The organism is Streptomyces sp. JK94 (assembly GCF_053613315.1).
Genome location: NZ_JBSICH010000014.1, coordinates 54714 through 69361 on the forward strand (window position 1 = coordinate 54714; position 14648 = coordinate 69361).

The 14648-nt window shown below is 73.1% G+C and carries 16 protein-coding genes, 1 pseudogene and 1 riboswitch; of the genes and pseudogenes, 5 read left to right on the forward strand and 12 right to left on the reverse strand.

The features are described from left to right. Positions 1-2: 2 nt before the first annotated feature. The 9 genes from ACVV2G_RS13395 to ACVV2G_RS13435 all read right to left on the reverse strand — a co-directional run bounded on the left by ACVV2G_RS13395 (position 3) and on the right by ACVV2G_RS13435 (position 7309). Positions 3-1040 carry a hemolysin family protein gene (locus tag ACVV2G_RS13395; RefSeq protein WP_453842902.1) on the reverse strand — a complete coding sequence of 346 codons (1038 nt, stop codon included), beginning with the start codon at positions 1038-1040 and terminating at the stop codon, positions 3-5. Next, complete coding sequence (locus tag ACVV2G_RS13400; RefSeq protein ID WP_453842903.1) at positions 1037-2368, reverse strand: hemolysin family protein; 1332 nt, start codon at positions 2366-2368, stop codon at positions 1037-1039. Before ACVV2G_RS13400 ends, ACVV2G_RS13395 begins: the two co-directional genes overlap by 4 nt. Before the next feature lie 204 nt (positions 2369-2572). Continuing rightward, positions 2573-3040 (reverse strand): PH domain-containing protein, encoded by a 468-nt coding sequence (locus ACVV2G_RS13405; protein WP_453842904.1) that lies wholly within the window; start codon positions 3038-3040, stop codon positions 2573-2575. A gap of 20 nt (positions 3041-3060) precedes the next feature. Then, entirely contained in the window at positions 3061-3918 is an 858-nt protein-coding gene (hisG, locus tag ACVV2G_RS13410; RefSeq protein ID WP_453842905.1) for an ATP phosphoribosyltransferase, read from the reverse strand. 48 nt (positions 3919-3966) lie between these two features. Further along, on the reverse strand, positions 3967-4239 hold the full coding sequence (locus ACVV2G_RS13415) for a phosphoribosyl-ATP diphosphatase (protein WP_011027788.1): 273 nt from the start codon (positions 4237-4239) through the stop codon (positions 3967-3969). Between the two features lie 19 nt (positions 4240-4258). Further along, positions 4259-4759, reverse strand: coding sequence for a 6,7-dimethyl-8-ribityllumazine synthase (gene ribH / locus ACVV2G_RS13420; RefSeq protein ID WP_453842906.1), 501 nt, complete (start codon positions 4757-4759; stop codon positions 4259-4261). Between the two features lie 20 nt (positions 4760-4779). Further along, a complete protein-coding gene (locus ACVV2G_RS13425) occupies positions 4780-6069 on the reverse strand; it encodes a bifunctional 3,4-dihydroxy-2-butanone-4-phosphate synthase/GTP cyclohydrolase II (protein ID WP_453842907.1) in 1290 nt (429 codons plus the stop codon). After that, the gene (locus ACVV2G_RS13430) at positions 6066-6710 is read right to left on the reverse strand and encodes a nicotinamide mononucleotide transporter family protein (protein ID WP_453842908.1); all 645 of its coding nucleotides are present in this window, start codon (positions 6708-6710) and stop codon (positions 6066-6068) included. Before ACVV2G_RS13430 ends, ACVV2G_RS13425 begins: the two co-directional genes overlap by 4 nt. Next, positions 6707-7309 (reverse strand): riboflavin synthase, encoded by a 603-nt coding sequence (locus tag ACVV2G_RS13435; RefSeq protein WP_453842909.1) that lies wholly within the window; start codon positions 7307-7309, stop codon positions 6707-6709. The genes ACVV2G_RS13430 and ACVV2G_RS13435 overlap by 4 nt, the downstream gene beginning before the upstream one ends. A 151-nt stretch (positions 7310-7460) precedes the next feature. Further along, positions 7461-7591: riboswitch (FMN riboswitch) on the reverse strand. Positions 7592-7668: 77 nt separating this feature from the next. Here ACVV2G_RS13435 and ACVV2G_RS13440 point away from each other — a divergent pair. The 3 genes and pseudogenes from ACVV2G_RS13440 to ACVV2G_RS13450 all read left to right on the forward strand — a co-directional run. Beyond that, positions 7669-7998, forward strand: a pseudogene (locus ACVV2G_RS13440) (glycosyl hydrolase family 18 protein); the annotation flags it as partial. Between the two features lie 242 nt (positions 7999-8240). Continuing rightward, positions 8241-8345, forward strand: a complete 105-nt coding sequence (locus tag ACVV2G_RS13445) for a hypothetical protein (RefSeq protein WP_453843086.1) — start codon at positions 8241-8243, stop codon at positions 8343-8345. Positions 8346-8443: 98 nt separating this feature from the next. Beyond that, positions 8444-8620 (forward strand): hypothetical protein, encoded by a 177-nt coding sequence (locus tag ACVV2G_RS13450; protein WP_453842910.1) that lies wholly within the window; start codon positions 8444-8446, stop codon positions 8618-8620. A gap of 215 nt (positions 8621-8835) precedes the next feature. On the opposite strand, the gene ACVV2G_RS13455 is transcribed toward ACVV2G_RS13450, so the two are convergent. Next, entirely contained in the window at positions 8836-10029 is a 1194-nt protein-coding gene (locus ACVV2G_RS13455) for an ROK family transcriptional regulator (RefSeq protein ID WP_453842911.1), read from the reverse strand. 169 nt (positions 10030-10198) lie between these two features. Here ACVV2G_RS13455 and ACVV2G_RS13460 point away from each other — a divergent pair, with 169 nt between their 5' ends. Next, the gene (locus ACVV2G_RS13460; RefSeq protein ID WP_453842912.1) at positions 10199-11410 is read left to right on the forward strand and encodes an MFS transporter; all 1212 of its coding nucleotides are present in this window, start codon (positions 10199-10201) and stop codon (positions 11408-11410) included. Here the strand turns inward: ACVV2G_RS13460 and ACVV2G_RS13465 are convergent. Further along, positions 11370-11828 carry an acyl-CoA thioesterase gene (locus tag ACVV2G_RS13465; protein ID WP_453842913.1) on the reverse strand — a complete coding sequence of 153 codons (459 nt, stop codon included), beginning with the start codon at positions 11826-11828 and terminating at the stop codon, positions 11370-11372. The two genes, ACVV2G_RS13460 and ACVV2G_RS13465, sit on opposite strands and share 41 nt — an antisense overlap. Before the next feature lie 166 nt (positions 11829-11994). Between ACVV2G_RS13465 and ACVV2G_RS13470 the strand changes: the two genes are divergently transcribed. Next, positions 11995-13428, forward strand: a complete 1434-nt coding sequence (locus tag ACVV2G_RS13470; protein WP_453842914.1) for a uracil-xanthine permease family protein — start codon at positions 11995-11997, stop codon at positions 13426-13428. Here the strand turns inward: ACVV2G_RS13470 and ACVV2G_RS13475 are convergent. Next, the gene (locus ACVV2G_RS13475) at positions 13410-14552 is read right to left on the reverse strand and encodes a glycoside hydrolase family 6 protein (RefSeq protein ID WP_453843087.1); all 1143 of its coding nucleotides are present in this window, start codon (positions 14550-14552) and stop codon (positions 13410-13412) included. The genes ACVV2G_RS13470 and ACVV2G_RS13475 overlap by 19 nt on opposite strands. Positions 14553-14648: the final 96 nt, after the last annotated feature.

Consider the following 14648-nt stretch of genomic DNA (forward strand, 5'->3'; position numbering starts at 1 on the left):
AGCTAGGTGGCCAGCGTCACCTCCCGGTGGGCCGGGTCCCGTACCTCCCCCACCAGCAGCTCCAGTACGTCCTCCAGGGCGACCACGCCCAGCACCCTCCCCGACGCGTCCGTCACCTGGGCCAGGTGGGTGGCGGCGCGGCGCATCACGGTGAGGGCGTCGTCGAGGGGCAGTTCGGGGCGGAGGGTCGTCATCGGGCGCCAGAGGTGCTGCGGGACGGCCCGGTCCGAGTCCTCCAGGTCCAGGACGTCCTTGACGTGGAGATAGCCCATGAAGGCGCCCTTGTCGACCGCCACCGGGAAGCGCGAGTACCCGGTGCGGGCGGTGAGACCGACGATCTCGCCCGGGGTGACCGACGGGCTGACCGTCACCAGCGACTCCCGGCCGAGGAGCACGTCCGTCACGGGACGGGAGCCCAGTTCCAGGGCGTCCTCGAGGTGTTCCTGCTCTTCCGGGTCGAGCAGGCCGGCCTGGCCGGCGTCCTCCACCAGCCGGTTGAGCTGTTCGCTGGTGAAGACGGCCTCGATCTCGTCCTTGGGCTCGACGCGGCACAACCGCAGGATGCCGTGGGCGCAGGCGCCGAGCGCGACGGTGACCGGCCGGCAGAGGCGGGCGAAGGCGACCAGGCCGGGGCTCAGCCACAGCGCGGTCTTCTCGGGGGCGGCCATCGCGAGGTTCTTCGGGACCATCTCGCCGATGACGAGGTGGCAGAAGACCACGGCGGCCAGTGCGATGACGTAGCCGAGCGGGTGGATCACGCCGTGCGGCAGGTGCATCCACCCGAAGACCGGCTCCAGCAGACGGGCGACCGTCGGCTCGGCGACCGCGCCGAGCGTCAGCGAGCAGACCGTGATGCCGAACTGTGCCGCGGCCATCATCTGCGGCAGCCGCTCCAGCCCGTACAGCACCTGCCGGGAGCGGGCGGTGCCGAGGGGTTCGATCTGGCTGCGGCGCACCGAGACGAGCGCGAACTCGGCGCCGACGAAGAAGCCGTTGGCGAGGACGAGCAGCGCGGCGAAGAGGAGTTGCAGCACGCTCATCGGGCGGCCTCCAGCACGGACGCCGGCGCCGTGCGCACCAGTCGTATCCGCTCGGCGCGGTAGTGGCCGACCTGGCGGACCGAGAGCCGCCAGCCGGGCAGTTCCGCCCGGTCTCCGACGGCCGGGATGCGGCCGAGCAGACCGGCGACCAGACCGGCCGCCGTCTCGTACGGCCCTTCCGGGGCCTCGAGGCCGATGCGCCGCAGGGCGTCGACGCGGCAGCTGCCGTCCACGTCCCAGGCGGGGCGGCCGTCCTCGGGCGGGGCGGCGGCGAGTTCGGGGACGTCGAGGCCGTCGTGCTCGTCGCGGACCTCGCCGACGATCTCCTCGACGATGTCCTCCAGGGTGACGACGCCGGCCGTGCCGCCGTACTCGTCCACGACGACCGCGATGGGCTGCTCGCTGCGCAGGCGGGTGAGCAGGGGCCGGACGGGCAGCGTCTCGGGGACGAGCAGCGCCGGGCGGGCGATGCGGCTCGCGGGAGTGCGCAGCCGGTCGTGCGCGGGGACCGCGAGGGCGTCCTTGAGGTGGACCATGCCGACGATCTCGTCGATCTTTCCCCGGTAGACGGGGAAGCGGGACAGGCCGGTGGCGCGGGTCAGGTTGACCACGTCCTCGGCGGTGGCCGACGCGTGCAGGGAGCTGACCTTCACGCGCGGGGTCATGACGTGCTGCGCGGTCAGTCCGCCCAGCGAGAGGGTCCGTACGAAGAGGTCGGCGGTGTCCTGCTCCAGTGCGCCGGCCCGGGCGGAGTGCCGGGCCAGGGAGACCAGTTCGCCGGGGGTGCGGGCGGAGGCCAGCTCTTCGGCCGGTTCGATGCCGAGTGCGCGGACCAGGCGGTTGGCGACGGCGTTCAGCGCGGCGATCACCGGGTGGAACAGCCGGGCGAAGGCGTGCTGCGGGCCCGCGACGAAGCGCGCGACCTGCAGGGGCCGGGAGACCGCCCAGTTCTTGGGCACCAGCTCGCCGATCACCATCTGCACCGCCGAGGCCAGCAGCATGCCGACGACGACCGCGACGCCGGGTACGGCGCCGTCGGGGATGCCGGTCGCCGTGAACGGGCGGTCCAGGAGCCGGGCGAGCGCCGGTTCGGCGAGCATGCCGACCACGAGGGAGGTGAGGGTGATGCCGAGCTGGGTGCCGGAGAGCTGGAAGGACAGCTCCCCGAGGGACTCGACGACCCGGCGGGCGCGTCGGTCGCCGTCGGCGGCGGCCTGTTCGGCGTCCGGACGTTCGACGGTCACCAGGCCGAACTCGGCGGCGACGAAGAAGCCGTTGGCGAGGATGAGCAGGAACGCGGCTGCCAGGAGCAGCAGGGGGGTGGTCATGATACCGCCGCCTGGGGGGAGTCACAGCAGGGGGCGGCGCAGGTACTGCAGGACGATCCGTCCATCGCCGGAGGGGGTCACTCCTCGGGTAGCAGGAACCCCCGCGCCCCGGGCGGAGCGACAGGGGTGAGGACGCGGCGGCCGCGTCGTCGTTCCCAGATTAATCAGGAAAAGGGCGCCTGCGGCAGGGGCGCCGCTCCCGCGTCAGTCGCGGGGCCCCTCGGGGGCGGCGGTGGAACGGGCCTCGACCAGGGCGCGCAGGGCCCGCGCGTCCTGGATGGCGCGCTGCCGGGCGATGCCCGGCTGGATGCCGAGGGCGGGCAGGCTGGTGCCGTCGCTGAGGTCGAGGAAGGCCCAGGGGTCGCCCTGCCGGAGGTTGACCCGCAGGATCTCGGCCCAGGCGAGGCGCCGCTTGTTGGTGAGGTTGACGACGGTGACGCCCGCCTCGTCGGCGGTGACCCGGGGCCGGGCCAGCAGGCACAGGACCCCGGCGAGGAGGAGGGCCGTCAGCGCGAAGCTGAGGCGCTCCCCCGCGCCGAGTCCCTCCAGCAGCATGCCGACCGCCGTGATCGCCGCGAAGGTGATCACGGCGAGGACGGTCAGGACCGCACGGGTGCGCCCCGGGCGGAAGGTCACCGGCAGGGCGGGCAGGTCCGGTGTGGTGTCGGGCATGGCGTCGCTCCGGGTCGTACTCAGAGACGGCAGGCGTGGATGGCCGTGGTCAGGATGGCCCGGGCACCGATCTCGTACAGGTCGTCCATGATCCGCTGCGCCTCCTTGGCGGGGACCATCGCGCGGACGGCGACCCAGCCCTCGTTGTGCAGCGGGGAGACGGTCGGGGACTCCAGACCGGGGGTGAGCGCGACGGCCCTCTCGAGCTGCTCCACGCGGCAGTCGTAGTCCATCATCACGTACGTCCGGGCCACCAGGACGCCCTGGAGGCGGCGCAGGAACTGCTGGACCTTGGGCTCGGTGGTCTCGTCGGGCTCCGCGCCGGCCCGGCGGACCACCACGGCCTCGGACGTCATGATGGGCTCGCCGAAGACCTCCAGACCCGCGTTGCGCAGGGAGGTGCCGGTCTCGACGACGTCCGCGATGACCTCGGCGACTCCCAGCTCGATGGCGGTCTCGACGGCTCCGTCGAGGTGGACGACGGAGGCGTCGACGCCCCGGTCGGCCAGGTAGGCCGCGACGATGCCCTCGTAGGAGGTGGCGACGGTGCGGCCCTCGAGGTCGGTGACGCCGTTCGCGGTGCCCGGCTTGCCGGCGAAGCGGAAGGTGGAGCGGGCGAAGCCGAGCGGGAGGATCTCCTCGGCCTCGGCGCCGGAGTCGACCAGCAGGTCCCGGCCGGTGATGCCGATGTCGAGCCGGCCGGAGGAGACGTAGATCGCGATGTCGCGGGGGCGCAGGTAGAAGAACTCGACCTCGTTCGTCGGGTCGACGACGCGCAGTTCCTTGGACTCGCGGCGCTGCTGGTAGCCGGCCTCATGCAGCATCTCCCCCGCGGGGCCTGACAGGGAACCCTTGTTGGGGACGGCGATGCGCAGCATGAGGTCGGCTTCCTTTGCGTGGTGGGGGTGGAGGAGGGGGGTCCGGCTTCACAGGTGGGCGTAGACGTCGTCCAGGGAAATGCCGCGGGCGACCATCATCACCTGGACGTGGTACAGCAGCTGGGAGATCTCCTCGGCCGCCGCGTCCTTGCCCTCGTACTCGGCGGCCATCCAGACCTCGGCGGCCTCCTCGACGACCTTCTTGCCGATGGCATGGACCCCCTTGTCCACCAGCTCGGCGGTGCGGGAGGTGGCGGGGTCGCCGTTCGCGGCCTTGTGCTGGAGCTCGGTGAAGAGCTCCTCGAAAGTCTTCTTGGACATGGTGGCGCCCACTTTACGCTTAGTGCCGGCCGGCCTGACGCCACGGTTCGGATACTGAGCGGAGCGTGGCCGCCGTGGCGACGGCCGCGGTCACCGCCTCGTGCCCCTTGTCCTCGCTGGACCCCTCGATACCGGCCCGGTCCAGGGCCTGTTCCTCGGTGTCGCAGGTCAGAACGCCGAAACCGACGGGGACACCGGTCTCCACGGAGACCTGGACGAGGCCCTGGGTCACGCCCTGGCACACGTAGTCGAAGTGGGGGGTGCCACCGCGGATGACCACGCCGAGGGCGACGATCGCGTCGTAGCCGCGGCCCGCGAGGACCTTGGCGACCACCGGGAGCTCGAAGCTGCCGGGCACCCTGAGCAGGGTCGGCTCGTCGATGCCCAGCTCGTGCAGGGCGCGCAGCGCGCCGTCCACCAGTCCGTCCATCACCTTGTCGTGCCACTGCGCCGCGACGACGGCGACCCGCAGGTCCCCCACGTTGCGTACGGACAGGTCCGGTGCGCCCTTGCCGCTCATGTCTCTCCTGGAGTCCTTGCTTACTGGTTGCCGCAGGTGGACACGGGGGTCGTGTCCAGCCAGGGCAGGTCGTGTCCCATGCGGTCCCGCTTGGTGCGCAGGTAGCGGAGGTTGTGCTCGCCGGCCTGGACGGGCATCGGTTCGCGGCCGGTGACCTCGATGCCGTGCCGTTCCAGGGCGTCGCTCTTGTCCGGGTTGTTGGTCATCAGGCGGACGGCGCGCACGCCGAGGTCCCGGAGGATCTGGGCGCCGGCGCCGTAGTCGCGGGCGTCGGCGGGCAGGCCGAGTTCCAGGTTGGCGTCGAGGGTGTCCCGGCCGCGCTCCTGGAGTTCGTAGGCGCGCAGCTTGGACATCAGGCCGATGCCGCGTCCCTCGTGGCCGCGCAGGTAGACGACGACGCCCCGGCCCTCGGCCTGGATACGGTCGAGGGAGGCGTCGAGCTGGGGGCCGCAGTCGCAGCGCTGGGAGCCGAAGACGTCGCCGGTGAGGCACTCGGAGTGGATGCGGACCAGGACGTCCGCGCCGTCACCCAACTCGCCGTGCACGAGGGCGACGTGCTCGACGCCGTCGACGGTGGAGCGGTAGCCGTACGCCGTGAACGCGCCGTGCCGGGTGGGCAGGTGGACCTCGGCCTCGCGGCGGACGGTGGGTTCCTCGCTGCGGCGGTAGGCGATCAGGTCCTCGATGGAGATGATCGTCAGGCCGTGCTTGCGGGCGAACGGGATCAGCTCGGGCAGGCGCAGCATGCGCCCGTCCTCGCCGGCGATCTCGACGATGGCGCCGGCCGGTCGCAGGCCGGCGAGGCGGGCGAGGTCGACGGCGGCCTCGGTGTGGCCGTTGCGGACCAGGACGCCGCCGGTACGGGCGCGCAGCGGGAAGATGTGGCCGGGGCGGACCAGGTCGTCCGGTTCGGCGGTGCCGCTCGCCAGGAGCCGGAGGGTGGTGGCGCGGTCGGAGGCGGAGATGCCGGTGCTCACGCCGTGGGCGGCGGTGGCGTCCACCGAGACCGTGAAGGCGGTCTTCATCGACTCGGTGTTGTCGTCGACCATCTGCGGGAGGCGGAGCCGGTCCAGTTCACCGCCCTCCATGGGGGCGCAGATCAGGCCGCGGCACTCGCTCATCATGAAGGCGACGATCTCCTCGGTCGCCTTCTCGGCGGCGATGACGAGGTCGCCCTCGTTCTCGCGGTTCTCGTCGTCGACGACCACGACCGGGCGGCCGGCGGCGATGTCGGCGACGGCCTGCTCGACGGGGTCGAGGAGCAGGTCCTCGGGGCCGTCGGTGCTGTAGAGGACGGGTGCCGTGCTCATGCGGGCGCTCCTTCCGGGACGGGCCGCGCCGCGGTGCGGGAGCGCAGCCACCAGTCGCGCAGGCCCCACAGGACGAGCGCGCCGTAGATGACGTAGACGAAGCCGGAGAAGGCGAAGCCGTTGGCGAAGTTCAGCGGGACGCCGACCAGGTCGACCAGTAGCCAGGCGAACCAGAACTCGACCATGCCCCGGGCCTGGGCGTACATGGCGACGACGGTGCCGACGAAGATGTACGCGTCCGGCCAGGGGTCCCAGGACAGGGTCGGGTAGGCGGTGAACAGGCCGCCGACCGCGAGGGTGCCGACGGCCGCGGCGGCGGCCAGGGCGCCGCGTTCGCGCCAGGTGGCGAACCGGACGGCGATGGAGCCGTCCTGGGTCTGCCGCCGGCCGCGGTTCCACTGCCACAGGCCCCAGGTGGCGACGATCATGACGACGACCTGCTTGCCCGCGCTGCCGGAGAGGTGGGCGGTGGCGAAGGCCGTGAAGAGGACGAGCCCGGAGACGAACTGCACGGGCCAGGTCCAGATCGAGCGCCGCCAGCCGAGCGCGAGGCCGAGCAGACCGATCACGTTGCCGATCATGTCCGACCACTTGATGTGCTGGCCGAAGAGCGTGAACGCCTCGGAGTTGAGCCAGTTCACCGGGTGCCCCCCTGGGCGCCGAGCAGGCGCTCGACGTACTTGGCGATGACGTCCACCTCGAGGTTGACCGGGTCGCCGGGCTGCTTCAGGCCCAGCGTGGTCAGGGCGAGGGTGGTGGGGATGAGGCTGACGGTGAAGAAGTCGGGGCCGGCGTCGACGACGGTGAGGCTGATGCCGTCGACGGTGATGGAGCCCTTCTCCACGACGTAGCGCGCGAGGTCCGCGGGCAGGGAGATCTTCACGATCTCCCAGTGCTCGGAGGGCTTGCGTTCGAGGATCTCGCCGGTGCCGTCGACGTGGCCCTGCACGATGTGCCCGCCCAGGCGGGCGCCGACGGCGGTGGGGCGCTCCAGGTTGACGCGGGAGCCGACGGTGAGGGCGCCCAGGCTGGAGCGGTTCAGGGTTTCGGCCATCACGTCGGCGGTGAACTCGTCACCCTCGTGGCCGACGACCGTGAGGCAGACGCCGTTGACGGCGATGGAGTCGCCGTGCCGTGCGCCTTCGGTGACCGCGGGGCCGCGCAGGCGGAAGCGGCAGGCGTCGTCGAGGGTCTCGACGGCGGTGATCTCGCCCAGCTCTTCGACGATTCCGGTGAACACTTCCCGGGTCCTCCTGCCTCTTCGGGCACGGACTCCGGGGCTGTCGAGAGCGACAGACGTCGCGAGCGAGGACACCGGGGGCGACGCCGGACGGGACCCGCCCGGCAACGGGCGAGCCCAGAGATCGGCGGCGCGCACGTGTGCTCGCCCGCCGCGCACTGCCTCCCATCCGGACTTTAACCGTCGGTCCAGGAATTTCACCTGGTCAACCGGTCGCTGGAGGCGACCGGGTCGCGGACTGTAACCGCCGGTTCGGACTTTCACCGACCCCGGAGTGCGCTGCTTCTGGTACAGGGTCAGTGTGCCACGCCCGGTCGCGGTCCATGCGGACGGAGTGTGTGGAGTGGCTCACAGACCCCGGCTGCTTCGCCGACGACGGCACCCGCGTGGACTCGGGCGGCTTCTACTCGATGGCCGCCCACGCCGGCGGTTCGGTCGACCAGGCGGGCGTCGACACCTTCGCGGACTCGGCGGTGGACTTCGTCCGGGCGTACGGCTTCAACGGCGTCGACATCGACTGCGAGTACCCGACGACGACGAAGGCCGCGGGCAACCCGCTCGGCCGGTTCTTCGCGGGCGGCCGCCGGGCAGGGCCGGTCGAGGGCTGCGCGGCACTGATGAAGACGCTGCGTGAGAAGCTCGACCGCGCGGGCGCCGCGGACGGCAGGCACTACCTCCTCTCCGTCGCCACCTGCCGGTGTCGACGCCGTCGAACTGGACGGTGGCGTTCGGCGGGAGGACGTACTCCCTGACGCGCGACCTGGCCCGGGGGACGACCGCGGTGGAGCCCGGGACGGACACACCGGCCCCGACGCCCACGCGCACCGGGGCGCCGAGCCCGACGGACGGCGCCGGGCCGTGCGCGGCGGGCGCCGGGCCGTGCGCGGCGCCGGCCTGGAACACGGCCACGCCGTACGGGGGTGGAGTCATCGTGTCCCATGTGGGGCACTCGTGGAGGGCCAAGTGGTGGACGAAGGGCGAGGAGCCCAAAACCACCGGTGAGTGGGGCGTCTGGCAGGACCTCGGCGCCTGCTGACCCCGGCGGGACCGGCCCGGCGGCGGTGACGACGGCCCTTGCCCGCCGCCGGGTCTCCCGAGGTTCGCCGCCGGGCTTCTGGCAGGGCGGGACGCGTGATGACCGCGACCGCCGAGGAGTTCGAGCGCCACCGGCCGGGTCTGTTCGCCCCGGCCGACCGCATGCTGGGCGCCGCCCACGAGGCCGAGGACGCCGTGCAGGACGCCTACCCGCGCTTCAGCGCTCGACGGCGTGGACACGGTGGTGCACCGCGCGTCCAGCCCGCGCGGGGGTGACGAGCAGGCGGCGGCCCACCTGATCACGACGGCGCGGCGGGCCGGGGCGGGGTATCCGGTTCACTTCTCGATCGTCGGCGTCGCCCGGGTGCCGGCTACCACCGCTCCGAGTTCGCGGTCGAGCGACGGGGTCAGGAGGCGGGGCTCGGCTGGACCGTGCTGCGGGCGGCGGCCCGGTTCCACACAGTGGTGGTGCAGGTCCTCCGGGGGCTGAACTACCGCTCCGGCGGTGCGAACAGGGTGTCCTGGGCGCGATCGCGGGCGGTCAGCAGTGCCCCGCGCAGGACGGCTCCGCCGCCCAGCGTGGTGGGCCGCACCTCGGTGGCCAGCGGCGACATGCGGCTGAGGCGATGCTGGACGCGGGTGGCCAGCGCGTCGGCGCCGGCCCGGCCGACCTCGCCGGCCAGCACCACGCAGCCGGGGTCCAGGACCGAGACGACGGCGGCGGTCCCGAGGGCGACCCGGTCGGCGAGCGCGTCGAGGAAGCGGGCGGCGGCCGGGACGGTGCCGGACCGGCGCACCGCCTCCCGCACCAGCGCGGCGGCGTGCCGCTCGGGCTCGTCGGGCGGCGCCGTCACTCCGTGCTCCGCCGCGAGGGCCACGACCGCCGCCGCACCGGCCACGGAGTGGAAGCCGCCGTCGCAGTCGGTGGCCGACGGCAGTCCCGACGTGCCCGGCACCGGCAGGAAGCCGATCTCGCCGGCGCCACCGGACACACCCCGCCGCAGCGTGCCGTCGAGGACCACCGCGGCACCGATACCGAGGCCGAGCCAGAGCAGGACGAACGTGTCCCGGTCCCGGGCCGCCCCGTCGCGCTGCTCGGCCAGGGCGGCGAGGTTGGTCTCGTTCTCGACGCCGATCCGCGCCTCGGGGAACGTCTGCTGCAACGCCGCCACCAGCCGGCGGTGCCACTCGGGCAGTCCGGTGGAGTCCCGCAGCTCGCCGTTGGCCGGATCGATCAGGCCGGGAGCGCCGATGCCGACGGTGTGCAGCCGCGCGGCGCCGGCCTCCTTCGCCGCGCGCTCGACCAGACCCACCGCCCGCTCCACCGCGGGCCCCGTCCCGGCGTCGTCGCCGATCGGCGCGGACCCCTCGGCGAGCACCCGGCCGAGCAGGTCGGACACCAGCACGGCGACGCCCTCGGTGCGGACGTCGAGGGCGGCGAGGTGGGCGCGGTCGGCAACGATGCCGTACAGCTTGGCGTTCGGCCCGCGGCGCTGCTCGCCGGACTCCCCGGCGACCTCGATCAGGCCGGAGGCGGTGAGGCGTTCGACGAGGTCGGCCACGGTGGGCCGGGACAGACCGGTCAGCTGCTTCAGCCGCCCCGCCGTCAACGGGCCCTCCTGCTGGAGCAGGCGCAGGGCGAGCCGGTCGTTGATGGCCCGGGCGGTGCTCGGGGATGCGGGCATGCCGGGATCCTTCCAGATCGGCGGCGCGGAGGCTCACACCGGTGCGCCCTATCTATCAGGCAGGGTTCCTGATAGTTTACGCGGCGCAGCGAAGCGGTGGCCCGGTGGCGCAGCGAACCGGCGGTACCGGGAAGCCGAGCCGGCGAGGCCCGACGGAGGGGATGCGAGCATGAGCACAGTGGTCTACGGGCGACGCGAGGTGAGGCGTGCCCGTCACGCCGTGGCGGCGGTGTTCGCCGTGCACGGCGCCGTCACCGGCTCGTTCGCGACCCGGGTGCCGTGGATCCAGGACCACGCCGGGGTGAGCGCCGGCCAGTTGGGACTCGCGCTCGCCTTCCCGGCGCTCGGCGCCTCCGTCGCCATGCCGCTGGCCGGCAGCGTCAGCCACCGCTTCGGCGCCCGCACCGCCCTGCGCGGGCTGCTGGCCCTGTGGACCCTGGCACTGGTCCTGCCGTCCCTCGCGCCGAACCTGCTCACCCTCTGCTTCGCCCTGTTCGTCTACGGCGCCACGGCGGGCATGTCGGACGTGGCGATGAACGCGCTCGGTGTGGAGGTCGAGAACCGGCTCGACAAGTCGATCATGTCCGGTCTGCACGGCATGTGGAGCGCGGGCGCCCTGATCGGCTCGGCGGCCGGCACACTCGCCGCCCACCTGGGCTCGGACGCCCGGCTGCACCACGTCCTGGCCGCCGCGGTGCTGACCGTGGCGGGCCTGGTCGCCTGCACCTGGGTGCTGGACCTCCAGCCCGCCGAGGACGAGGACCCGCCGCCGAGGTTCGCGCTGCCGCCCCGGTCGGCGCTGCTGATCGGGGCGGTCGGGTTCTGCGCGGTGTTCGCGGAGGGCGCGAGCCTGGACTGGTCCGCGGTCTACCTGCGGGACGAGTTGGAGACCTCGGCCGGCCTGGCGGCGGCGTGCACCACGGGCTTCACGCTCACCATGGCCCTGGCCCGGTTCGCCGGCGACAAGGTGGTGGACCGGTTCGGCGCGGTGCGCACGGTCCGGGTGAGCGGTGTGCTGGCCGCCCTCGGCGGTCTGCTCATCGTCCTCGGGGGGCATCCGGCGGTGGCGATGACCGGCTTCGCGCTGATGGGCCTCGGCATCGCCGTGGTCGTGCCACTGTGCTTCGCCGCGGCCGGGCGCGCCGGCTCCAACCCCAGCCTGGCCATCGCGGGCGTCGCCACCATCACCTACACCTCGGGCCTGGTCGCGCCGAGCGCGATCGGCGGCCTGGCCGAGGTGACCAGCCTGGTGGTGTCCTTCGGCCTGGTGACCGCGCTGACCTGCTGTCTGGTGGTGTTCGCGAAGGTGCTGCGCGCCGGGGACCGGGACCGCCCGAAGATCAGTCCGTCGACCGCAGGAGTGCCCGGCCGGCAGTCCTGAAGGTGTCGCTCCACGGCGCCGGACGCAGCGTCTCGGAGTCCAGCCGGACCAGCACCCGGGTGCCGCGGGCGTACGTGGTGGCGCCGTCCGCCGAGCAGAACCGGAAACCGTAGGTCAGCCCGGTCGTGCCGAGCCGGTCCAGCCAGAGGTGGACGGCGTACGCACCCGGCCGGGTGACCGGCGCCTCGTACGTGATGGTCAGTTCCTTGACCGCGTTGCAGGCGTCGCCGGCCGCCGCCCAGTCGCCCTCGAAGCGGAACCCGTACTCGGTCCACAGCCCGGCCCAGGCCCGCTCGACCATCACGGGATAACGGGCGTTGTGCAGCAGGCCGAGTGCGTCCAGGTCGTCGAAGTGGACGGTGACGGGGACGAGCCGGCCGTGGGAGAGGGCGGGGTCGGTGGGGGCTTCGGTGGTCACGGCGGGCTCCTGGATGGTGCGCGGTGGTGCTGATGAACGGACGATCCCCTCCATCCTAAGCGGACGCTCAGCATGCTCTTTCGGGAAGGTGCAGGTCAGTGGCACGGCCGGGCACCCCTGACAATGGTCCGGACAGTCCTCAGTACAGAGAAAGCGAAACCTCACCATGGACCTCGGCGTGCGCTGGAAGCTGCACGGTGACGGGCGCACGCCCGCACCCGGAGCGGTGGTCCGCCCCGACGAACGGCTCTCGTGGCCCCGTACGGCCGGGCTCGGCGCCCAGCACGTGGTGGCCATGTTCGGGGCGTCCTTCGTGGCTCCGGTCCTGATGGGCCTGGACCCCAACCTCGCGATCATGATGTCGGGCGTGGCGACCGTCATCTTCCTGCTCGCCACCCGCGGCCGGGTGCCCAGTTATCTGGGCTGCTCGCTCTCCTTCGTCGGCGTCGCCGCGGTGATCCGCGCCCAGGGCGGCACCAGTGCCACGGTCACCGGCGCGGTGCTGGTCGTCGGCGCCGCGCTGTTCCTGGTGGGTCTCGCCGTGCAGCGGTTCGGGGCGCGGATCATCCACGCCGCGATGCCGCCGATCGTCACCGGCGCGGTGGTGATGCTGATCGGCTTCAACCTGGCCCCGGTCACCGCCTCCACCTACTGGCCGCAGGACCAGTGGACGGCGCTGCTGGTGATGCTGTTCACCGGTCTGGCCGTGGTCTGCCTGCGCGGTTTCTGGTCCCGGATCGCGATCTTCCTGGGGCTGGTCTTCGGCTACGTCCTCTCCTGGGCCCTCGACCGGGTCTTCGGGAGAATCCACTCGGTGGACGGCAGCGGCAAGCTCACCGACCACTGGCGGCTGGACCTCTCCGCCGTGGGCCAGGCCGACTGGATCGGCCTGCCGGCCTTCCACGGACCGAGCTTCGAGTGGTCGGCGATCCTGGTCGCCCTGCCCGTCGTCATCGCGCTCGTCGCGGAGAACGCCGGGCACGTCAAGGCGGTCGGCGAGATGACCGGCGACCCGCTCGACGACAAGCTGGGCACGGCGATCTCCGCGGACGGCGTCGGCTCGATGCTGTCCACCGCGGTCGGCGGTCCGCCCAACACCACGTACTCCGAGAACATCGGCGTGATGGCCGCGACCCGCGTCTACTCGACAGCCGCCTACTGGGCCGCCGCGGGCTTCGCCCTCCTCTTCGGCGTCTGCCCCAAGTTCGGCGCGGTGGTGGCCGCGATCCCCGGCGGCGTCCTCGGCGGCATCACCGTCATCCTCTACGGCATGATCGGCCTGCTCGGCGCGCAGATCTGGGTCAACGCCAAGGTGGACCTGCGCAACCCGCTGAACCTGGTGCCGGCCGCGGCGGGCATCATCATCGGCGTCGGCAACGTCAGCATGGAGTTCACCGACACCTTCTCGCTCAGCGGCATCGCGCTCGGCACCGTGGTGGTCATCACCGGCTACCACGCGCTGCGGGCCTTCGCCCCGGCCCACCTCAAGACGCAGCAGCCGCTGCTCGACGAGGGCACGTCGTCGTACGACCGGGGGGCCGGGGCCTCGCACGACGAGAGGCCCGGCGGCGGCGACGGGGCTCAGCGCGCCAAGTCGTAGGCGTAGGACGGCGTGAAGGTGCCCGGCTCGCCTCTGCAGCCGTCCGACTCCCCCGGCAGCTTGACCCACAGGTAGGCGTCGATGCGCTCCGAGCCGGTGTTCAGCGTCGGTGCGCGGCCCAGTGTGCGGCCGTCCGGGTCGCACCACTCGCCGTCGGGCGGGGCGCCGTTGCCGTTGCGGCTGGTGTCGATGACGGCACCGAGGCTCGCGGGGCCGCCGAGGGCGTCGAGGACGGCGCGGTCGTAGGCGACCTCGTCGGCGGTGGCGTGGAAGTTGGAGACGTTGCTGAAGACACCGTCGGAGGAGGCGGCCGAGGCGGCGCCGGCCTGTTTCAGCCAGCCCGCCTGCTTGGCGGGCGCGTGCCAGCCCGAGTGCCCCGCGTCGAAGTAGACCCGGGCGTTCGGGTTGGCCTCCTTCAGCACCCTGCCCGCCCGGGCCAGCGAGGCGAAGCGGTCGGCGCGCTCACCGGCGGACAGGCACTCCGCCTGGGCGACCGAGTCGGGCTCCAGCACGACGATGACGTCACCGGAGCCGAGTCCGGCGGCGAACCGCTCGATCCAGGCGTCGTAGGCACCAAGGTGGGGCGCCCCGCCCTCGCTGTGGCCACCGCAGTCGCGGCCGGGTATCGCGTACGGCACGACGACCGGCACCCGGCCCTCCGCGGCGCCCCCGGACGTGACGGCCCGGACCCGGGAGGTGATGGTCGCGGGGGTGTGGTCGGCGAACCACACGGCGGCCGGATGGCCGGCTATCCGGGAGCCGATGACGTCCTGGCGCGGATCGTCGGGGTGGGACCGGACCCAGTCGAGTACCTGGGACTCGGGGTGGCGGTAGAGCCGGGTGGCGGTTTCCGCGCTCGGGGGCGCCTTCTTCGCGGGCCTCTTCTGCGGCGAGGGGCCGGAGCCCGCCTTCTTCGCCGACGGCGACGGCGAGGCGCCGGCCGACGGTGTCACCGACGGAGCCGAGGACGGGGACGGGGACGGCACGAGGGACGGGGAGGGCGGTCGCGGCGACCGCGTCACCTCCGGCCGTGCCTCGTCCGCGCCGCCGCCGCCGTCGTCGAGCGCGGACAGCATGCCGGTCACGGCGCCCATCACGACCACGACGGACGCCGCCGCGACCATGGCGCCGCGGCGGGCGGTACGCCTGCGTTCCGCCCTGCGAGCGGCCAGGCGCCGGGCACGAAGGCCTGACACGTACGGTTCCCCCTCCCACGCGCG